At 71.9% G+C, this 20,082-nt stretch carries 15 protein-coding genes; 9 read left to right on the forward strand and 6 right to left on the reverse strand.

Going from position 1 to position 20,082, the window contains the following annotated elements:
* Positions 1-95 precede the first annotated feature (95 nt).
* From IG62_RS0128015 to IG62_RS0128025, 3 genes are all read left to right on the forward strand, one after another.
* Complete coding sequence (locus IG62_RS0128015; protein ID WP_234326777.1) at positions 96-1,316, forward strand: agmatine deiminase family protein; 1,221 nt, start codon at positions 96-98, stop codon at positions 1,314-1,316.
* 149 nt (positions 1,317-1,465) lie between these two features.
* Positions 1,466-4,330 carry a SpoIIE family protein phosphatase gene (locus tag IG62_RS0128020; RefSeq protein ID WP_078872286.1) on the forward strand — a complete coding sequence of 955 codons (2,865 nt, stop codon included), beginning with the start codon at positions 1,466-1,468 and terminating at the stop codon, positions 4,328-4,330.
* A 156-nt stretch (positions 4,331-4,486) separates the two neighbouring features.
* Complete coding sequence (locus tag IG62_RS0128025; RefSeq protein ID WP_051798703.1) at positions 4,487-4,993, forward strand: hypothetical protein; 507 nt, start codon at positions 4,487-4,489, stop codon at positions 4,991-4,993.
* 34 nt (positions 4,994-5,027) lie between these two features.
* Here the strand turns inward: IG62_RS0128025 and IG62_RS49665 are convergent, their stop codons facing one another.
* Both IG62_RS49665 and IG62_RS49120 read right to left on the reverse strand, forming a co-directional pair.
* Positions 5,028-5,156, reverse strand: a complete 129-nt coding sequence (locus IG62_RS49665; RefSeq protein WP_267887921.1) for a hypothetical protein — start codon at positions 5,154-5,156, stop codon at positions 5,028-5,030.
* 18 nt (positions 5,157-5,174) lie between these two features.
* Positions 5,175-5,495, reverse strand: a complete 321-nt coding sequence (locus IG62_RS49120; RefSeq protein WP_234326778.1) for a hypothetical protein — start codon at positions 5,493-5,495, stop codon at positions 5,175-5,177.
* Between the two features lie 245 nt (positions 5,496-5,740).
* Here IG62_RS49120 and IG62_RS0128035 point away from each other — a divergent pair, with 245 nt between their 5' ends.
* On the forward strand, positions 5,741-7,723 hold the full coding sequence (locus tag IG62_RS0128035; RefSeq protein ID WP_030809128.1) for a hypothetical protein: 1,983 nt from the start codon (positions 5,741-5,743) through the stop codon (positions 7,721-7,723).
* A 77-nt stretch (positions 7,724-7,800) separates the two neighbouring features.
* On the opposite strand, the gene IG62_RS0128040 is transcribed toward IG62_RS0128035, so the two are convergent.
* Complete coding sequence (locus IG62_RS0128040) at positions 7,801-8,022, reverse strand: hypothetical protein (protein ID WP_030809131.1); 222 nt, start codon at positions 8,020-8,022, stop codon at positions 7,801-7,803.
* A gap of 153 nt (positions 8,023-8,175) precedes the next feature.
* On the opposite strand from IG62_RS0128040, the gene IG62_RS0128045 reads away from it, so the two are divergent.
* Complete coding sequence (locus IG62_RS0128045; protein ID WP_234326779.1) at positions 8,176-9,006, forward strand: TetR/AcrR family transcriptional regulator; 831 nt, start codon at positions 8,176-8,178, stop codon at positions 9,004-9,006.
* Here IG62_RS0128045 and IG62_RS0128050 read toward each other — a convergent pair.
* A complete protein-coding gene (locus IG62_RS0128050; protein ID WP_199812537.1) occupies positions 8,979-10,172 on the reverse strand; it encodes an acyltransferase family protein in 1,194 nt (397 codons plus the stop codon). The genes IG62_RS0128045 and IG62_RS0128050 overlap by 28 nt on opposite strands.
* Positions 10,169-12,538: a glycosyltransferase gene (locus IG62_RS0128055; protein ID WP_030809141.1), complete on the reverse strand. Its 2,370-nt coding sequence runs from the start codon at positions 12,536-12,538 to the stop codon at positions 10,169-10,171. The genes IG62_RS0128050 and IG62_RS0128055 overlap by 4 nt, the downstream gene beginning before the upstream one ends.
* 655 nt (positions 12,539-13,193) lie before the next feature.
* On the opposite strand from IG62_RS0128055, the gene IG62_RS0128060 reads away from it, so the two are divergent.
* Complete coding sequence (locus IG62_RS0128060) at positions 13,194-13,919, forward strand: transcriptional regulator (RefSeq protein ID WP_234326780.1); 726 nt, start codon at positions 13,194-13,196, stop codon at positions 13,917-13,919.
* A gap of 72 nt (positions 13,920-13,991) precedes the next feature.
* On the opposite strand, the gene IG62_RS0128065 is transcribed toward IG62_RS0128060, so the two are convergent.
* Entirely contained in the window at positions 13,992-15,590 is a 1,599-nt protein-coding gene (locus IG62_RS0128065; RefSeq protein WP_030809147.1) for a nucleobase:cation symporter-2 family protein, read from the reverse strand.
* Positions 15,591-16,043: 453 nt separating this feature from the next.
* Between IG62_RS0128065 and IG62_RS0128070 the strand changes: the two genes are divergently transcribed.
* Genes IG62_RS0128070 through IG62_RS0128080 form a run of 3 tightly spaced genes read left to right on the forward strand, consistent with a single transcriptional unit; the run spans position 16,044 to position 20,027 of the window.
* Entirely contained in the window at positions 16,044-18,395 is a 2,352-nt protein-coding gene (locus IG62_RS0128070; protein ID WP_030809151.1) for an FHA domain-containing protein, read from the forward strand.
* Between the two features lie 16 nt (positions 18,396-18,411).
* The gene (locus IG62_RS0128075) at positions 18,412-18,972 is read left to right on the forward strand and encodes a hypothetical protein (RefSeq protein ID WP_234326781.1); all 561 of its coding nucleotides are present in this window, start codon (positions 18,412-18,414) and stop codon (positions 18,970-18,972) included.
* Complete coding sequence (locus tag IG62_RS0128080) at positions 18,969-20,027, forward strand: serine/threonine-protein kinase (RefSeq protein ID WP_030809157.1); 1,059 nt, start codon at positions 18,969-18,971, stop codon at positions 20,025-20,027. The genes IG62_RS0128075 and IG62_RS0128080 overlap by 4 nt, the downstream gene beginning before the upstream one ends.
* Positions 20,028-20,082 lie beyond the last annotated feature (55 nt).

Consider the following 20,082-nt stretch of genomic DNA (forward strand, 5'->3'; position numbering starts at 1 on the left):
ACGAGATAGGAGTCCGTCTCGTGGGCTCGGAGATGTGTATAAGAGACAGCCCCAGTGCCCGCCCCCCACGCCACCACCCACGTGAGGAGTTCCGCATGACCGAACCCAGCGCACCCGCCTCCGGCCCGGACGAAACGAGCGCATCCGATTCCGGCACCATCGCCGCATCCGGCAGCGGCGCCGGAATCCCCCGGAAGTCGGCGCTCAGCCGGCGCGGCTTCATGACCGCCTCCGCGATGGCCGCCGCCTCGGCCGCCTTCCTCGGGGCCGGTGCCGGGCGCGCCGCCGCCGCCACGTACAACGGGACGACGTATACCGTCCCCGGCGAGTGGGCTCCGCACGCGGGCTGCCTCATGGCCTTCCCGTGGGACGCCAGTGACAACTGGGGTGAGAAGCTTCCGGCGGTGCAGAACGAGGTCGCCAATGTGGCCCGCGCGATCGCTCAGTTCGAGCCGGTCACCATGGTGGCGAACACCGGCACGGCCGATTTCGTGCGGCAGCAGGTCGGCCCGACCGTCACCGTCATCGAATACCCCATCAACGACTGCTGGCCGCGCGACAACGGCCCCATCTTCGGCGTCGACCGCAGCGGACGGAAGCTCCTCGGCCTCGACTTCGGCTTCAACGGCTGGGGCAACAAGTTCCCGTACGACAAGGACGACAACCTCCCGATAGGCGTCTGCGACCACCTGGGGGTCCCGCGGCTGCCCGTCGACATGATCTTCGAGGGCGGTGCGCTCCTCCAGGACGGCCAGGGCACGATCATCGGCACCGAGGAGTGTCTGCTCAACCCGAACCGCAACCCGGACCTGACCAAGGCCCAGATCGAGGCGAAACTGCTCGACGCCTATCAGGCGACCAAGATGATCTGGCTGCCGTACGGGATGTACGGGGACACCGTCACCAACGGCCATGTCGACCTCGTCGCCGCCTACGCCGGTCCGGCCCGCCTGCTGATCAATCTGCCGTCCGACACCGGGGACCCCAACTACGCGCGGCTGGCCGAGAACAAGAGCGTGCTGCAGGCCAGCACGGACGCCCAGGGCCGTCACTTCACCCTGACCGAGATGAACCAACTGCCCACCTTCACCGTGGGCACGGACGAGGTGATCACCTTCAGCTACACCAACTACTACCCGACGGCCACCGGCGTCGTGGTCCCGACGACGGACATCGCGGCGTCCGACACGGCGGCCCTGGCCACCCTCCAGTCCCTCTTCCCCACCAAGCGGATCGTGGGCGTCTCCGCCCGTACCCTCGCCTGGGGCGGCGGCGGGGTGCACTGCATCACCCAGCAGATCCCGCGGACGGGCTGAGCCGATTCCCTGAGCCGGTTCCCTGCGCCGATTCAGCGAACGGGTCGCCGCACGGACTGTGCCGCGCCCGCCCTCGGGCGGGTGCGGCGCAGGCCGCTGCCGTCACCGGCCGTCCCGCCGGCACGGGAACGGAATGCTAAATATGGGACATGAGGGAAAATTTCCGGCGAGACGGTGACGGGTCGCAGGGCTCGTCGCCGTCCGTCGGGGGCCGCCTCCGGGCGCTGGTGACGGCGCACAGTGTGGCGGGCCAGGTGTTCGTGGTGCAGCTCGCCCTCGTGCTGCTGTTGATCGTCGCCGCTGTCGTGGCGCTGGTCTTCCAGGCCCAGAGTTCGGTGATGGACGACGCCCGGCAGCTTTCGCTCGTCGGGGCGGAGGGCTTCGCGCACGCGCCCGGCACCCTCGCCGCCATGAAGTCCGCGGATCCGAGCGCGGTGCTGCAGCCCCAGGCGGAGGCGACCCGGAAGGCGACCGGGGTCGACTACATCGTGGCGTTCCGGCCCGACGGGGTCCGCTGGACGCATCCCGATCCGCGGCTGATCGGGAAACGGGTGGCCGGGCCCGGCTTCCGGGAGGCGCTGAAGGGCAGGATGCTGACCGACACCTTCACGTCCGCCCTGGGGACCGCCGTGGCCACCGTGGTGCCCGTCAAGGACAAGGACGGATCGGTGGTGGGGCTGGTGTCCGTGGGAATCCGGGCCGAGCGGGCGAACCAGCGGGTGGAGCACCAACTGCCGCTGCTGCTCGGGTCCGCCGCGGGCGCGCTGCTGCTGGTCAGCGGCGGGGCAGTGCTGGTCAACCGCCGTTTGCGGCGGCAGACGCACGGGCTGGACCCGGCCGAGATGCGGCGGATGTACGACCACCACGACGCGGTGCTGCACGCCGTACGGGAGGGCGTGCTCATCATCGGCAGTGACGGGCGGCTGGTGCTGGCCAACGACGAGGCGCGGCGGCTGCTCGACCTGCCCGAGGACGCGGAACAGGAACGGTGGCCGGTCGCGGAGCTGGGGCTGGAGCCACGGCTCGGCGCCCTGCTGGCGTCCGGCCGGGAAGCCACCGACGAGGTGTATCTGGCGGGCGACCGGCTGCTCGCGGTCAACGTCCGGCCGACCGCGCCGTTCGGCGGTCCGGCCGGGTTGGCGGTGACCCTGCGGGACACCACCGAACTGCGGGTGCTGGCCGGCCGGGCCGAGGTGGCCCAGGAGCGGCTGAAGCTGATCTACGACGCGGGGCTGCGGATCGGGACGACGCTGGACGTCGGGCGGACCGCGGCGGAGCTGGCCGATGTGGCGGTGCCGCGGTTCGCCGACGTGGTCACCGTCGAGCTGCTGGAGCCGGTGCTGCGCGGCGACGAGCCGGAGGCCGCGCTGAACACCGAGCTGCGGCGGATGGCGGTCCGGGGCGTGCCGGAGGGCTCGGCGATCTACCGGGTCGGGGAGGTGCTGCGGTTCGTGCCCGGTACGCCCATGGCGACGAGCCTGGAGAGCCGCCGGACCGTGCTGGTGCCCGATCTGCGCCGGTCGGAGGAGTGGCGGCGGCAGGACCTGGAGGCCGCCCAGCGGGTGCTGGACGCCCGGATCAGCTCGCTGATCAGCGTGCCGCTGCAGGCCCGGGGCGTGGTGCTGGGCGTGGCCAGTTTCTGGCGCTCGGACCGGTCCGACGACTTCGAGGACGAGGACCTGACCTTCGCCGAGGAGCTGGCCGCGCGGGCCGCGATCTCCATCGACAACGCCCGCCGCTACACCCGCGAGCACACCACCGCCGTCACCCTTCAGCGCAGCCTGCTCCCGCAGGCCCTCCCCGAGCAGTCCGCGCTGGAGGTGGCGCACCGCTACCTGCCCGCGCAGGCGGGGGTGGGCGGCGACTGGTTCGACGTGATCCCGCTGCCGGGCACTCGGGTCGCGCTGGTCGTCGGCGATGTCGTCGGGCACGGGCTGCACGCCGCCGCGACCATGGGCCGGCTGCGCACCGCCGTGCACAACTTCTCCGCGCTCGACCTGCCGCCCGACGAGCTGCTCAACCATCTGGACGAGCTGGTCAGTCATATCGACACGGACGAGGCCCGGGCGGCGGGCCGGCGGCCCGGGGGCACGGACGGCGACGCGGTGGCCTGGCCGGGCATCGGCAGCGATACGGAAGGGGGACGGTCCGACGGTGGCCGGACCGGGATCACCGGCGCCACCTGTCTGTACGCCATCTACGACCCGGTGGCCGGCCGGGCGACGGTGGCCCGGGCCGGGCACCCGGGCCCGGCGCTGGTTCACCCGGACGGGTCCGTCACGTTCCCCGAGGTTCCGGTCTCCCCGCCGCTGGGGCTGGGCGCGAGCGTGCCCGTGGAGACCGCCGAGCTGACGCTGGCCGAGGGTTCGCGGCTGGTGCTGTACACCGACGGGCTGGTGGAGGACCGCGACCGCGACATCGACACGGGGCTGGCGATGCTGCACAGCGCCCTGGCGTCCGGTGGGCGGCGCGACCCGGACGGGATCTGTGCGGCGGTCCTCGACGCGATGCTGCCCGAGCACCCCAGCGACGACATCGCCCTGCTGGTGGCCCGTACGCAGCTGCTGGGTCCGTCCCGGGTGGCCGAATGGGACGTGCCCTCCGACCCGGCCGCCGTGGCACCGATCCGGGCCGCCTGCATGCGGCAGCTGGAGTCGTGGGGGCTGGCAGCGATCGAGTTCACCACCGAGCTGATCCTCAGTGAGCTGATCACCAACGCCATCCGGTACGGCGCCCAGCCCATCCAGGTGCGGCTGCTGCACGACCGCACGCTGATCTGCGAGGTCTCCGACGGGACCAGCGCCTCGCCGCACCTGCGCCGGGCCGCCACCACCGACGAGGGCGGCCGCGGGCTGTTCCTCGTCGCCCAGTTCGCCCAGCGCTGGGGCACCCGCTACACCCCGGGCGGCAAGGTCATCTGGACCGAGCAGTCGCTCGACGACGGGCAGCGGGAGGGCGGCCCGGACTCGGCCGAGGACATCCTCGACCAGTGGGACGACGTACCGGCGCTGTGACTGTGGGGCCGCGTGCCCGGTCCTTCTTCGTTCGGCCGGACACCCGTCGTCGCTTGCGCGCCCGGATGCCCGCCGGTGGGCCGTGCCCGGATGCCCGTCCGTGGGCCCGTGGCTAAGCTCGGTCGGGGGGCCGACGACCCGATCAGGGAGGCTCCGATGGTGCTGCTGCCCGACGTGCGTGATGTGGCCCCGCGGCTGGCCACCGGCGCGTTCATCCTCAATGCCGGGCTGACGATGCTGAAGGCCGACCAGGGCACCGCCGAGGGCGTGCACGGGATGGCCTGCACCGCGTATCCCTTCCTGCAGCGGATCCCCGCCGAGCGGTTCACCCGGCTGCTGGCGTATGCGGAGGTCGCGGTCGGCGGAGCACTGCTGGCGCCGTTCGTGCCCACCCGGCTGGCCGGACTGGCGCTGACCGGGTTCTCCGGCGGGCTGGTCGGGATGTACCTGCGGACCCCGGGGATGCACGAGCCGGGCAGCCCGCGGCCGACCCAGGAAGGGCTTCCGCTGGCCAAGGACGTCTGGATGCTGGGAACCGGGCTGGGGTTGCTGGCCGCACCGGGCAAGCGGCGGCGCGCGGCACGGGGCCACCGGTGCGGGCCCGGCCACCGCCACTACGGCCACAAGGCGGCGCGCCGGCACGTCCGGTGCCGCTGCTGGTGAGGGAAGGCGGGTGCCGGCGGGCCCGCGGCGCGGCCTACGGGTGCCGTCGTACGAGCCGCAGCGCGACGGCGCAGCCCGCGCCCGCGAGCGCGGCGAGCAGGAGGACCAGCAGGCCGGTCCGATCCGGTGACCGGAAGGCCAGGTCGGAGTGGCCGTTCAGCACGAAACCGTCGTAGAACAGTCAGGACACCAGGGCCACGGCCGGCCGCAGCACCGGCCGGGCCGGCACGGCGGCGAGCAGTGTCAGCAGCGCGAGGAGGGCGAGCGCGACCGCCGGGTGGGCGCCGCCGCCGGCCAGCAGCAGGACGGTCACCAGGAGCGCCGCGGCGACGGCACCGAGCGGCAGGGCGAGTTCGGCCCCGAGGGTGCGGTCCGGCGGGGCCCGGTGCAGGCGGGGCGGACGGGGCGGCGCCGCGGTGCGCGGGCGGGGGCGTGTGGGGCCGCGGGTGGACTGCGGGAGGTGCGGGCGGCCCCAGGACGTCGGGGGATGCAGGGTGACCACAAGAACCCCTCCTGCCGTCGGAACTCCTGCCAGCGTGCGCGTCACGGCAGGCACGCGGCCGCCGTGCGGGGTGCCTTGACACCGTGTGTACGGGCGGCGGCGGCATCTTGACGCGATCCTGACGCCGGGTTGGCGCACGGAGCGGGCAGAAGTGGCCAGGGTGGCAGAAACGGGCGGTGTCAGGTGATGCATACTCGCTCCTCGTTGCCCGAACCGACGACCGATGAACGGCAGGACGAACCCGCATGAGCACGCGTACCGAGGCCGAGGCCGAGCCCCCGCCTGCCGCCCCGGCCGTACCCGGCCAACGGTGGCGCGGCTGGCTGCTGGACGGACTGAGCAGCCATGCCGCCCGTCACCCCGGGCCGCACGGCACGCCGCCGGCCGAGCACAAGGGGCACCACTGGTGGCGCGTCATGTGCCTCACGGGCGTCGACTACTTCTCGACGCTGGGCTATCAGCCGGGTATCGCCGCGCTGGCGGCCGGGCTGCTCTCGCCGTTCGCCACCCTCGTGCTGATCGCGCTGACCCTGCTCGGTGCCCTGCCGGTGTACCGCAGGGTGGCCAAGGAAAGCCCGAACGGCGAGGGTTCGATCGCCATGCTGGAGCGGCTGCTGCCCTGGTGGGCGGGGAAGCTGCTGGTGCTGGTGCTGCTGGGGTTCGCCGCCACGGACTTCGTCATCACCATGACGCTGTCGGCCGCCGACGCCTCGGCGCACGTGGTGGAGAACCCGTTCGCGCCGCCGGTGTTGCACGGCGCCAACCTGTGGATCACCTTGCTGCTGCTGGCCGCGCTGGGCGCGGTGTTCCTCAAGGGCTTCCGCGAGGCGATCGGCATCGCCGTCGGGCTCGTCGGGCTGTACCTGACGCTGAACGTCGTCGTGCTGGGCACCGCGGCCTGGCACGTGCTGGCGCACCCGGTGGTGGTCGGTGACTGGTGGGGCGCGATGACCGCCGAGCACTCCTCACCGCTGGCGATCGTCGGAGTGGCGCTGCTGGTCTTCCCGAAGCTGGCGCTGGGCATGTCCGGCTTCGAGACCGGTGTGGCGGTGATGCCGCAGATCCGCGGTGAGGCCACCGACACCGCGGCCAAGCCGGCCGGCCGGATCCGCGGCACCCGCCGGCTGCTGACCACCGCGGCGCTGATCATGAGCGGCTTCCTGCTGCTGTCGAGCCTGGCCACCACCCTGCTGATCCCGCAGAAGGAGTTCGAGGCCGGCGGTTCGGCGAACGGCCGCGCGCTGGCCTATCTGGCGCACCGGTACCTGGGCGAGGCGTTCGGCACGGTCTACGACATCTCCACCATCGCCATCCTCTGGTTCGCCGGTGCCTCGGCGATGGCCGGGCTGCTCAATCTCGTACCGCGCTATCTGCCGCGCTACGGTATGGCCCCGGAGTGGGCCCGGGCGGTGCGCCCGCTGGTGCTGATCTTCCTGGCCATCGCCTTCGGCATCACCGTCGTCTTCAACGCCAGCGTCGACGAACAGAGCGGGGCGTACGCGACGGGTGTGCTGGTGCTGATGCTGTCGGCGTCGTTCGCCTCCACCGTCGCGGCCCGGCACCGGCGGCACCGGGCGGCCGCCGTCGGCTTCGGCGCGATCACCCTGGTCTTCGGCTACACCCTGGTCACCAATGTGATCGAGCGGCCGGACGGTCTGAAGATCGCGTTGCTGTTCATCCTCGGGATGCTGCTGACCTCGTTCGCGTCCCGGGTGCACCGCGCCTTCGAACTCCGCGCCGTACAGGTCGACTTCGACGAGACCGCGAGCCGGCTGATCGACACGGCGATCGCGGCCGGGCCGCTGCGGGTCATCGCGAACGAGCCGCAGGAGCGGGACGCCCAGGAGTACCGGCAGAAGGAGTACAGCCAGCGCGAGGAGACCCACATACCCGACGGGCGGCCGGTGCTGTTCCTGGAGGTGACGGTCACCGACTCCTCGGACTTCACCACGAACCTGCACGTGCGGGGCGCGGAGGAGTACGGCGCGCAGATCCTGCGGGTGGAGGGCGCCGGTGTGGCGAACACCATCGCCGCCGTGCTGATGCAGCTGCGCGAGCGCACCGGCCAGGTGCCGCACGCGTACTTCAACTGGACCGAGGGCCATCCGCTGAGCCATCTGCTGCGGTTCCTGGTCTTCGGTGACGGTGAGGTCGCGCCGGTGACCCGCGAGGTCCTGCGCCGCGCCGAGCCGGACCCGCGCCGCCGTCCGCGCGTGCACGTGGGCTAGCGGCCCACCGGCAGGAAAACCTCTGACGCCCGGCCCGCACGCACCGTGCGGGCCGGGCGTCTCCCGTGGCGGCACCGTCAGCCGCGCCGGCCGAGGGCCTTCGCGCGGGTGTGGGACCAGCCGGTCAGCAGCAGGCCCACCGCGACGAGCAGTCCGTGCACGGCCAGCGTGCCGCCGAAACCGGCGCCGAGCCAGCCGAGCAGTCCGGTGTTCCCGTGGTCGACGAGCAGCCGGATCGCCCCCTGCGTGAACACCACCATCGTGGCCGCCCCGATGATCTGCAGGATGTCGTACTTCATGGGTGTGCACGTCCCCCTCGTATGCGTGGTCCAGCAATTTCCGTCCCGCAGTGGGACGTTACGAACGTACCATTGGGAAATTGGCGAATCGCCTTGGAATTACAGCCGAATTCGCATTCCGTCACACATTTTCAGGTGCCGTGGAGGGGAATTGTGCGTGACGAAAAGGACCGGGTGGCCGGTCGTGCGTGCCGTATGTGCGGTACGGGGATGGCGCCGGCCGGGCGCGGGCGGCCGGCGGTGTACTGCTCGCGCAGCTGCCAGGCCAAGGCGTACCGGCGGCGCAAGCAGCCGCCCGCTCCCCCGGCCGCGCCGCCGGCCGGTTCCGCCGCGCACGCCCGGCGCCGCCGGCAGATCGCCGAGGCGCTCTGGCGGATCGCCGCCGAGCGGGGGCTGCACGCGGCGAGCCTGCGGGAGGTGGCCACGGAGGCCGGGGTGTCGCTGCGCGCCGTCCAGTACCACTTCCGGTCCAAGCACCGGTTGCTGGTCGACGCGCTGCACCTGCTGCACGAGGAGAACGAGCGGATCGCCCGGTCCCGGTTCCGCCAGGACCCGGCCGATCCGCGCGCCGTACTCCGTGCCGTCCTGGAGGAGTTCCTGCCGCTGGACGCCCAACGGGCCACCGCGCTACGGGTGTTCGCGGCCTATTACGCCCGGAGCCTGACCGATCCGGCGCTCGCCGCGGTCTTCCTGGCCGCCGAGCAGCCCCTGGAGCGGCTGGTGGCGGACCTGATCGGCGCGGCCCGCGACGCGGGGCGGACCGCGCCCGGTCTCGACCCGTGGCGGGAGGCCGATCTGCTGGTCTCCGGGGCGATCGGGCTGGGCGGCGACGTACTGCACCACCGCCGCTCGCTTCAGGACGTCCGGCGCACCCTGGACTACCACCTGGAACGGATCTTCGCCGGGGACCGGGCGCATACGGCGCGGGTCCCCGGCGAAGGTCCGGGCAAGGGCGGTCAGCGTGACGTGGCGGGCTCGGGATAGAACTCCCGCGGCCGCCCGCGGCTGTCCTTGAGCCGGCCCAGCAGGCTCGCCGGGTACTCGACGAGCCAGTAGCTCACGGCGGCCACCGGCAGCGCCGCCAGGAACACGATCAGCAGGGCGGGCCAGAAGCCCGCCCGGCCGCCGGGCAGCAGCCCCGCGTTGTGCAGCTGGAGCATCACCGGTTCGTGCCAGATGAACATGCTGTAGCTGACCAGCCCGACGGCGGTCAGCCAGCGGGCGGTCAACAGCCGGTGCCAGACCGGGGGTTGGCGTACGTGGAGGGTGCTGAAGATCAGCACCACCCACAGCACCGAGGCGATCGGGTGGTAGAAGGTGAAGGTGAAGTTCTCCGGACCGGAGTCCAGCGAGAGCGCGAACAGACCGGCCAGCGCAAGCCCGGCCGGCAGCAGCGCGGCGCGCGGGCCCAGCCGGCCCCGGTCACCGAGCGCGGCCGTCGCGACAGCCAGCCCCATCCCGGCCGCGAACCCGCCGAAGCGGGCCTGCGGACCGAAGTACACCACCCAGTCGGTGTGCGGCACCCCGAACCCGTAGTGGGCGACGGCGATCCAGGCGAGCGGCGCGGCGTACAGCACCGCGCAGCCCGCCGCGCACAGCGCCACCCGGCTGCCGCGCCGCCGCAGCGGCCGGCAGGCCCGTACGGCCAGCGGTCCCAGCGCCACCAGCACGGCGTAGAACAGCACCTCCAGCGACAGCGACCAGGTGGGGCCCAAGGTGTAGAAGATCCGCTGCTGGTCGAAGACATGGGTGAAGGTGAGGTGTTCCACCAGGTCCCGCCAGTTGCCCGGCAGGGACGGGTTACGGCTCGCCCAGACGACGAGGACCGCCAGCACGTACAGCGGCAGGATCCGGATCGCGCGCCGGAAGAGGAACAGCCGGGCCGGGCGGAGCGAGCGCCCGTCGATCGCGGCCCGCGCGTACGACAGCGTCAGCAGGTACGCGGACAGCACGAAGAACAGGTCGATGACTTCGAGCGAGAGGGCCGCACCCACCAGCGGGTTGTCGACCGGCGGATGGCTGCCGCCGGCGTCGTAGCGGAAGTACTGCTGCCACACGTGGAAGGCGACGGTGCTCAGTGCGGCCAGTCCGCGGAAGCCGTCGATGGCGCCGGCCCGGTTGCGCGGCGGCGCGGCGGCCGGTGTGCTCATCGGGGAGCCACCGCCTTCGCGGCGGCGCGCGGGGTGACCCGCCACTGCCGGTCGCCCAGCGCCTCCTTGAGGTGCGCCTGGCGGGCCACCATGTTCTTGAAGTGGCTGTAGAAGACCGTCGAGACGAGGAAGTACGACCAGAACCAGCGGCGGCGCGAGCGGAGTTCGGGCACCGCCAGCCGCCAGGCGAAGAGCGCCTGCACCGGGCCGGCCGCCAGGGTGAAGAGCACGGCCAGCACGCACACCGGCACGGCCCAGTCGAGGTGCGTGAAGCCGCCGGCCTTCCACGCCGAGTACAGCAGGATGGGCAGGATCTGCAGGGTCAGCCAGGGCTGCACCTCCCGCCAGCCCAGCAGCACGAACAGGCCGAGCTTCTGACGGGCCGTGAACACCGGTGACGCAAGGCCCCGCCACAGGTGCTTGAGCGAGACCTGGAGCCAGCCCTGCGCCCAGCGGGAGCGCTGGTTCCACAGCGCCTTGAGGGTGGTGGGCGCCAACTCGCGGGAGATCAGGGTGCGGTCGACGGCGAACCGGGCGCCCTCGCCCAGGGCACGCAGCGTCGAGTCGATGTCCTCGGTGAGCATCGAGCCGTGCATCCGGGTGCGGGCGAGCAGGTCGGTGCGCCAGAAGCCGTTCGAGCCGCCGAAGACGCCGAAGCCGTAGAGCCGGGTGCGGCCCGGGTGGCTGACCGCGTAGATCGCCTCGAACTCCACCGCCACCAGTTCGGCCACCCGCGAGCTCTCGCCGTTGCGGATCACGCAGTGGCCCTGGACCACGTCGTGGCCGTTGGACAGCCAGTGCCAGGCGTCCTTGAAGGCGGTCGGGGCGGGGTGGTGGTCGGCGTCGAAGATGCCGACGAACTCGCCGCGGACCCGGGTGACCGCGGCGTTGATGTTCTGCGCCTTGGACGTCGAGCCGGCGACCGGCAGCAGCACCAGCCGCGGGTCGCGGACGGCGATCTCGCGCAGGGTGTCCTCGACCGGCAGCGGGTGCGGCGTGTTGTACGCCAGCACGATCTCCAGCTCGTTGGGGTAGTCGAGGCGGAGGAACGACTCCACGGTGTCGACAATGGTGGCGGCCTCGTTGGGCAGGTACGCCGCGATGACCGCGCTGGCCGGTGGATAGGGCGCGCCGGGTTCCGCCGGCCGGGCCGTCGCGTCGAGCGAGAAGAGGCACTCCAGGACGATCAGCAGCGCGGAGAGCACCAGTCCGCCCACCACCACCCAGTACATGGCCGAGCCCAGGTCCCAGCCGAGCGTGTACGCCTGCTGGTAGAGCACGAACGGCACCGCGACGCCGAGCAGCAGCGCCAGGACCGGGGAGAGCGCCGAGAGGGCGGGCCGGATCAGCGCGCCGAGCGGCGGCCGGCGGTGCCGGTGCGGGGTGCCGCGCATCCACGGCGCGTACCGGACCGGCCGCAGGTCCCGGTGGCGGAGCGCCTCCTGAACGGCGTCCAGGGCCTGCGCGGTGGCCTGGGTGCCGTCCGCGCAGCCGGTGAGCGGCAGCCAGCCGATGGCCGGGGTGAGGCGGACGTTCTCGTCGGCGACGATGAAGCGGGTACCGGCCACGGTGGCGGCGAACTTCGTCAGGGCCCGGTGGGCGGTCTCCTCGTCGACGCCGGGCAGCAGCATCAGCAGATGGCCGTCGTCGTCCCGGCCGAGCCGGTCGCAGAAGCTGCCGAGCCGCTCGGCCACCCCGGCCAGCCGCTCGGCGACCTCCCGGCGGACCCGGGGCCCGAGCCGGGCCTCCAGGGCGGCCATCTCGGCGACCCCGACGACGGCGAGCACCCCACCGTGCCGGGCGGCCTCCGGGCGCTGGAGCTCGCGGTCGAGCTCGTCCAGGAAGTGCGGCTGGGAGTAGAGGCCGGTGCGCGGGTCGCGCAGCAGGCTCTCGACGGGGACCGGCACGCGGCGGAGCTTGGCCTCGATCCGGGCGGAGAGTTCGACCGGGTCGGAGGCCTCGGGTATGCAGTCGTCGGCGCCCTGGCGGAGCATGTCGACGACGTCGGCGGGCTCCGGGGTGGCGGTGACCATGAGCAGCGGCAGCGCCCGCCCGGCGGGGGCGGTGCGGACCTCGCGGATCACCTCCAGGCCGGTTTCGTGGTCCGCGGCCGTGCCGGGAGCGGCGTACCCGTACGGGTCGTCGAGGGCGACGACGGCGTCCGGGTGCGCGTGGCCCATCCGCCGGTCGACCTCGCCGGGTGGGGCGTGGGTGACGGCGTGGCCGGTGGCGCGCAGGGTCCGGGTGAGGCGCTCCAGGCGCGGTCCTGGGGCGCCGACGACGAGTACGTGCGTCGTCGGGTCGGTTGCGTCGTCGAGCAGGGCCGTGGGTGAGCCCTGGTGGTTGGCGTGGTGCGAAGTGAGCACCTGGGAATGTCCTTTCGTGCAAGGAGACATGCGAAAGCGGGCCCGGGCGCCGGACGTGCGGCGGCCCCGGACCGTCAGCCGGTTCAGTCGGCTGTCAGATGCATGACATGCGCATCGCCGCGGTCGTTCGGGATGCCCGTCTCTCCGCGGGACGGACGACGACGCACGGACGCACGGCTGCTAACGCAGCCTCCAAGCCTCGGAACGCATCGTGGCGTTCCTGCATTGCTCGCATATGAAGGGTCCCATCCTGATCGGATTGTGGGGGGAGGACCGGATGTCGGGTGGTGCGGCCGGCCGGTCCGCCACGCGGTCCGGTCGGCAACGCCAGCCTCGGGGTTCACTGTGACACCCCACCTTCATCTGCGTAACGCTCTTATTACGCCGCGCCGTCCGAGCCGATTCGTTGTGCGCTACCGCCCGGTAAGCACCGGGCTATCGGCTATACCCAGTAAGCGAGTTGATGAGGGAAATGGGACAGATCGTGCACTTCTGACGCACCGACGCCTCGCACGGTCCCGGCGCCTTCGAGTCGAAGGGGAAATGGAGGTTCGTACCTATGGACGATCTGTTAATCTGCCCGCTCCTGGATGTTCCTCCATCTCCCCTCCCCCAAAGCACCCTCCAGCGCCGGGTGCAGCGAGGTGTCCCGCACGTGTACAGCACTCCGTTTTCCCCTGCCGAGGCCAGATCCGCGCGGGCCCGCGTGGGCCTGACCACGGCTCAGGTCGCCCAGTCCATGACGGCCTGCGGTGCGCCGGTCCGGCCCGAGCTCATCGAGGCCTGGGAGTACGGCTCCCAGGTCCCCACCGAGACCCAGCTGTTTGCCCTCGCAGACGTCCTGTGGTGCCCGCCGACCGTGCTGATGGGCGTCGAGCCGCGGACCTTGGCCGAACACCGCATGTCCCGTCAGATCGGCGTGGACCGGCTGGCCCAGCTGATCGGCATGGACCCGGCGGCCTACCGGGCGGCGGAGGCCGCGAACCGGTGGAACGGTGACTACCGCCAGACCAAGGCACTGGTGGAGGCGCTGGGCCTGTCGCTGCGGAAGCTGATCGGCGTGATGGGACGGGACGAGGAACTCGCCGGGCACCTGCGGTCGGCCATCGAGGGCCGCTGGAAGGCACACGTCGGACCGGTCATCGAGATCACCACGCTGAACAAGACCCGGGTGAGCGACGCGCTGCGCACCATGCACGCGGAGTTCGCCGAGTTCTCCGAGCGCTACATGGGACACCTGGTGGCACGCAACGACGACTCCCGCCTCAAGGAGGTCGCGGCCGAACGGTCGGCGTACCTGCGCCGGCTGGCCGACCACTTCTGGGAGCTGATCGGCGAGGCCGGCGAGGCGCCGCCGTTCAACACCGTGACCGCCTACTAGACGGCCCCGGGAGCGCGGCGGGCGGGGAGGGGTGCGGGCCCTTCCCCGCCCACCGCGCGTCCGGGGCCGCGCTCAATGGGTCGGCATGTCCCAGTGCGGGCCCTGGGGGGCCTGCGGGTGCTGCGGGAAGTGCCGGGCCGGGCCGGGCGGCGGGAAGTGCCTGGCCGGGCGCTGCGGGTCGTACGGGGCGGCCGCCGGGCCGGGGACGCCCAGGGGGTCGGCGGCGCCTGCCGGGTCCTGGTCGGCCGGCGGGGGGTACGCCGCGTCCGCCGGCTCCCCGTCGTCCTCCATCTCGTCCCAGTCGATCTCCACCGCGTTGCGGCGGGTGAAGACGTTGAAGAGCAGGTTCAGCAGGATCGCGGTCAGACCGCCCAGCGTGATACCGCTGTTGAGGACGGCCCGGACGCCCTCCGGCATCCGATCGAAGAACGGGGCGACGGCGGTCGGCAGCATCGCGGCGCCGAGGCTGACCGCCAGGATCAGTGCGTTGCGCTCCTCGCGCAGGTCCGCCTTGCCGAGGATCTGGATGCCCACGGTGGCGACCATGCCGAACATGGAGATCGCCGCACCGCCGAGCACCGGGTGCGGGATCGCGGCGACCAGGCTGCCGACCTTCGGCAGCAGGCCCAGGGCGATCATGAAGACACCGGCCGCGACCACGACGAACCGGCTCATGACCCGGGACATCCGCACCAGACCGATGTTCTCGGCGAATGCCACGTAGGGGAAGGAATTGAAAAGACCACCGAGAACGGTCGCGACACCGTCCGCGCGCAGCGCCCGGGCGACCGTGTCGTTGTCCACCCGCTTCCGCGTGATCTCCCCGATGGCATAGACGTCACCGGTGGTTTCCACCATCGTGATCAGCATGACGACGACCATCGCGATGATGGGGAACGGCTCGAACTTCGGCATTCCGTAGTGGAAGGGCGTGCTGACGCCGAACCAGTCGGCGTGCTGCACCGCGCTGAAATCCACGTCGCCGAAGGCCCAGGCGACCGCGGTACCGCCGACGAGGCCGAGCAGCACGGCGAGGCTGCTCAGATACGGCTTGCCGATCCGGACCACGGCGAGGATGAACAGCAGGGTTCCCAGGGCGTATCCGAGGTTCTTCAGGTCGCCGTATTCCGGCTTCCCGATCAACTGCGCACCGCCGGCCGCGTCCTGAAGGGCCTGCGGTATCAGCGTCATGCCGATGATGGTGAGGATGGTGCCGATGACGACCGGCGGGAAGTACTTCACCAGCTTGCTGAAGAACGGCGCGAAGAGGAAGGTCGCTATGCCCGCGGTGATCACCGCGCCGTAGACGACGAGCAGTCCCGCGGTGCCGCCGCCCGCCCCCTGGCCGATGGCGATCATCGGGGAGACCGCGGTGAAGGTGACGCCCTGGACCAGCGGCATCCTGGCGCCGATCTTCCAGACGCCCAGGGCCTGGATGATCGAGGCGATGCCACAGGTGAACAGGTCCGCGTTGATCAGGTAGACGAGCTGTTCGTGGGAGAGTTCCAGGGCGTTCCCGAGCAGGATCGGGACGATGACCGCGGCCGCGTAGAAGGCGAGGACGTGCTGGAAACCGTAAAGGGTGAGTTTGCCGACGGGGAGCACCTCGTCGACCGGATGCGTGCTCTGGTTCGGGAACTGCGGGTGATGTTGTCGGGAGACTCGTGCCATCTCTGCCTTGCCTTCAGGAGGTAGGTGAATAAGAAGGACCGGCGCCGTCGCGTCCCGGTGAACGGACGGGCCGGCTGGGTCTTACAAAGCCGACGTCGAACCGGTGTTGCCGACACCACGTAGCCCTGCGCTGCACATTGCGTCCTGGTTCGGCAGGACTTCCTTCGATCAGCGCGGCAATGTCCGGCATTTCCTTGGAATTTGCGGGTGGCGGCCAATCGGATCGCTCACCTTAGTTGACCTTCGACCCTCCTCGCGAGTAACCGGCGGCGTTCGCTCGCATAAAGCCCTCATAAAGCAGGCCTTCGCGGATATAAAGCGGGATCACCGCTTGAATTTCCGTTTTGAGTGGCAGCCTTGCCGGGGCCTTTGTCGCGATGGCGGCGATATGGACCACGGCCGCGGCTCGGGCGCGGACGGGCGGGGCCCGGGCCGCCGCCGTAAAATCCAGGTATGGCTGAGCGGCCGGAGACGCCTACCGCGCCCGAGCTCGTCGTCGAGTCCGACGGCGGCACCCAGGTCATGAATCCCGCCCGGATCTACCACGTGGGGCGGGACCCGCAGAGCGAGGTCGTGCTGAGCGACGCCCGGGTCTCCTGGCACCATGCGGTGCTGCAGGCCGAGGCCGGCCACTGGACGGTGCGGGACGAGGGCAGTACGAACGGCACCTTCGCGGACGGGCGGCGGGTCGAGGAGTCCGGGGTCGGACCGGGCAGCGTGATCCGGTTCGGCAACCCGGCCGACGGGCCGTGCGCGGTGCTCTCCCCGGTGCCCCGCCCGGAGCCGGTCCGACGGCCGTCCGCCGTCTCGCACCCCGCCGGCACCCACACCTTCCGCAGCCCCAGTTCCGTACGGCCGATCCCGGCCGCCCGGACCACCCGGATCGGCCGCGCACCCGACAACGACCTGGTCGTCGACGACCTGTCGGTCTCCCGCCGGCACGCCGAGCTGCGGGCCGGCCCGGAGGGCTTCGAGATCGTCGACCTGGGCAGCCACAACGGCACCTACCTCAACGGCCAGCCGGTCGACCGGGCGCCGCTGATCCCCGGCGACATCATCGGCATCGGCCACTCCGCGTTCGCGCTGGTCGGCGACGAACTGCAGGAGTTCATCGACACCGGCGAGGTCTCGCTGGACGTCCAGGACCTGACCGTCCGGGTCGACGGCGGCCACAGGACGGAGAAGACGCTGCTGGACCGGGTGTCGTTCCCGGTCGGTGAGCGGACGCTGCTCGCCGTGGTCGGCCCGAGCGGCGCGGGCAAGTCGACGCTGCTCAACGCGCTGACCGGGCTGCGCCCCGCGGACGACGGCACGGTGCTCTACGACGGCCGCGACCTCTACCGCGACTACGCCGAACTGCGCCAGCGCATCGGTCTGGTGCCGCAGGACGACATCCTGCACCTGCAGCTGACCGTGCGCCGGGCGCTCGGTTACGCGGCGCAGCTGCGTTTCCCCGAGGACACCGCGAAGGCCGAACGGCAGGCCCGGGTGGACGAGGTGATCCACGAGCTGGGCCTGGACGCCCGGGTGGACCAGCCGATCCACAGCCTCTCGGGCGGGCAGCGCAAGCGGGTCAGCGTGGCGCTGGAGCTGCTCACCAAGCCCTCGCTGCTCTTCCTCGACGAGCCGACCTCCGGACTCGACCCCGGGATGGACCGGTCGGTGATGCACATGCTGCGCGGCCTGGCGGACGACGGCCGCACGGTCATCGTCGTCACCCACAGCGTGCTCAGCCTGGACGTCTGCGACCGGTTGCTGGTCCTGGCGCCGGGCGGGACCATCGCGTACTACGGGCCGCCGGAGGAGGCGCTGCCGTACTTCGGGTTCACCCAGTGGCCGGAGGCGTTCGAGGCCTTCGAGAACGAAGTCGACCGGGACTGGGCGGGCACGTACCGGGCCTCGCCGCAGCACCGGCGCTACATCGCGATGGACACCCACCAGCCGCCGCACGCCCCCGAGGCACCGACCGGATCGGTGGCCGCGCACAAGCCGCAGAGCTGGGGCGCCCAGCTGAACACGCTGGTGCGCCGGTACACGGCGGCGCTCACCGCCGACCGGACCTTCCTGATCATCATGGTCGCGCTGCCGTTCGTGATGGGGGCGATGGCGCACGCCCTGGCCGGGTCCTCGCTCACGCCGGACACCTCGCTCAACGCCCTGCTGATCCTGTGCGTCGGGGCGGTGCTGACCGGCGCCGCCAACGCGGTGCGCGAACTGGTCAAGGAGCGGACGATCTACCAACGGGAGAGAGCCGTCGGCCTGTCCCGCTCGGCGTACCTGATGTCCAAGGTGCTGGTGCTCGGGCTGATCACGGTCGTCCAGGCGGTGGTGCTGACGCTGGTCGCCCTGACCGGGGTGAAGCTGAACGTACCCGGTGGCAAAGGGGTGTTGCTGCCCGCCCTGATCGAAATCATCCTCGCCGTCGCGCTGTTGGCGTTCACCGCCATGATGCTCGGCCTGATGGTCTCCGCGCTGGTGCGCAAGGAGGAGGTCACCATGCCGCTGCTGGTCCTCCTCGCGATCGTCCAGGTCGTGTTCTGCGGTGCGCTGCTCAAGCTGAACGGCGTACCGGGACTGGAGCAGCTGGCGTGGCTGGTGCCCTCGCGGTGGGCGCTGGGCGCCATGGCGGGCACCATCGACCTGCACCGGCTGCTGCCGGACCCCAGCACCGCGGACCCGCTGTTCCGGCACACCGCCGGGATCTGGCTGCTCGACATGGGCATGATGGTCGTGCTCTCGCTGGTCGCGGGCTTCGTGGTCATCCGGCTGCTGCGGCGGCACGAACCCGAGATCATGCGCGAATAGCAGCGAGGAGCCGCCTGTGACCGCCCCTGTGTTCCTCCCCAGCCATGTCGTCCCGCCGGAGGGTATGGCGACGTGGTCGGCACCGGACGCGACCATGCCGAGCGCACCGCTCGATCCGCTGCTGCCGGTCCAGGTCCTGGAGCGGCGCGGCGACTGGGCCCTGGCGCTGTGTTCCAACGGCTGGTCGGCCTGGGTGGACGGGCGGTTGCTGCTGGCGATCCCGCGCGATCCGCCGTCCGCCGCGCAGCCCGCCGCCCGGACCGCCGACCCGCGCCCGCTGCTGGGCGCGGCGGAGGGAGCGCTGGTCCGCTTCCGGCGGCTGGTCGAGGAGCTGGCGGCGGGTCAGCTGGACGGAGAGACGTTCACCGAGCGGACCCGGGGCCACCGGGTCGGGGTGGTCGTGGACGGCGACGCGCTCTGGCTGTACGACGCCCGGCACGAGCGGTGGTGCTACTGCGACGGGGTGTCGTTGCAGACGTACGCGGTGGGGTCCCAGCCGTCGTCCCGGAGCGGCGAGGACGACACGCCGGCCACCTCCCACCAGCCGGCCACTCCCCCGCCGGGTGAGTACCGGTGAACGGCGCGCCGGACGAGCGGGACCGGTCGCGCACCACGGCGCCCGACTCGTCGGGGCTGCGCGGGCGGCGGATCGCCGAGTACCTGCTGCAGGACGAGATCGGCCGGGGCGGGATGGCGGTGGTCTACCGGGCGGAGGACCTGCGGCTCGGCCGGACCGTGGCGGTGAAGCTGCTGGCGCCCGAGCTCGCCCGCAACGACAGCTTCCGGCAGCGGTTCGCGCACGAGTCGCGGGTGGCCGCGGCGATCGACCATCCACACATCGTGCCGGTCTTCGAGGCCGGCGAGACCGAGGGCATGCTCTACATCGCGATGCGGTACGTCCAGGGCAAGGACCTGGCGGCACTGCTGAGCCGGGAGGGGCCGCTCTCGCTGGAGACCACGTGCCGGATCGCGCTGCAGGTGGCCTCCGCGCTGGACGCCGCGCATGCGCACGACCTGGTCCATCGGGACGTCAAACCGGGCAACATCCTGATCGCCGAGGGGACCGACACCGACCGCCCCGAGCACGCCTATCTGACCGACTTCGGGCTGACGAAGAAGTCGCTGTCGCTGACCGGGCTCACCAGGGTCGGCCAGTTCGTCGGCACGCTGGACTACGTGGCGCCCGAGCAGATCTCGGGCCGCCCGGTGGACGGCCGGTGCGATGTCTACAGCCTGGCCTGTGTGGTCTTCGAGATGCTGACCGGGGCGCCGCCGTTCCGGCGGGAGGACGACATGGCGCTGCTGTGGGCCCACATGAACGCCGCGCCGCCGGTCCTCACCACCCTGCGGCAGGATCTGCCGCCGGCCGTCGACCCGGTCTTCACCCGCTCACTCGCCAAGACGCCGGACGACCGGTACGAGACCTGCCGGGGCTTCGTGGCGGCGCTGCGCGCGGCCGGGCGGACCGTGCCGCCCCCCAAGAAAACGCCGCCGCCGGAGGATCATCAGCGGACCCAGGTGGACACCGGGCCGGTCGTGGCCGGCGGCCAGGCGGGTGGGAGCGACCGGCGCGGCACACCGCCGCCCCCGCCGCGCTGGGCAGCCCCGGTGTTCCGCGGCCGGACGCACTAGGCCCGGTCGTCGAACTCCCGCCTGCCTCGCGACGCCTGGCACGCACGCTCTCAGG

Origin of the sequence: Streptomyces sp. NRRL S-337 (genome assembly GCF_000720175.1) — a bacterium.
Classification (GTDB): domain Bacteria; phylum Actinomycetota; class Actinomycetes; order Streptomycetales; family Streptomycetaceae; genus Streptomyces; species Streptomyces siderophoricus.

What these genes read in the sequence shown, in the direction of transcription:
- IG62_RS0128015 (WP_234326777.1), top strand. Translation starts at nt 96, where the DNA reads ATGACCGAACCCAGCGCACCCGCCTCCGGCCCGGACGAAACGAGCGCA.
- IG62_RS0128025 (WP_051798703.1), top strand. Translation starts at nt 4,487, where the DNA reads ATGGTGCTGCTGCCCGACGTGCGTGATGTGGCCCCGCGGCTGGCCACC.
- IG62_RS0128020 (WP_078872286.1), top strand. Translation starts at nt 1,466, where the DNA reads ATGAGGGAAAATTTCCGGCGAGACGGTGACGGGTCGCAGGGCTCGTCG.
- IG62_RS0128070 (WP_030809151.1), top strand. Translation starts at nt 16,044, where the DNA reads ATGGCTGAGCGGCCGGAGACGCCTACCGCGCCCGAGCTCGTCGTCGAG.
- IG62_RS0128065 (WP_030809147.1), bottom strand. Translation starts at nt 15,590, where the DNA reads ATGGCACGAGTCTCCCGACAACATCACCCGCAGTTCCCGAACCAGAGC.
- IG62_RS0128050 (WP_199812537.1), bottom strand. Translation starts at nt 10,172, where the DNA reads ATGAGCACACCGGCCGCCGCGCCGCCGCGCAACCGGGCCGGCGCCATC.
- IG62_RS0128035 (WP_030809128.1), top strand. Translation starts at nt 5,741, where the DNA reads ATGAGCACGCGTACCGAGGCCGAGGCCGAGCCCCCGCCTGCCGCCCCG.
- IG62_RS0128040 (WP_030809131.1), bottom strand. Translation starts at nt 8,022, where the DNA reads ATGAAGTACGACATCCTGCAGATCATCGGGGCGGCCACGATGGTGGTG.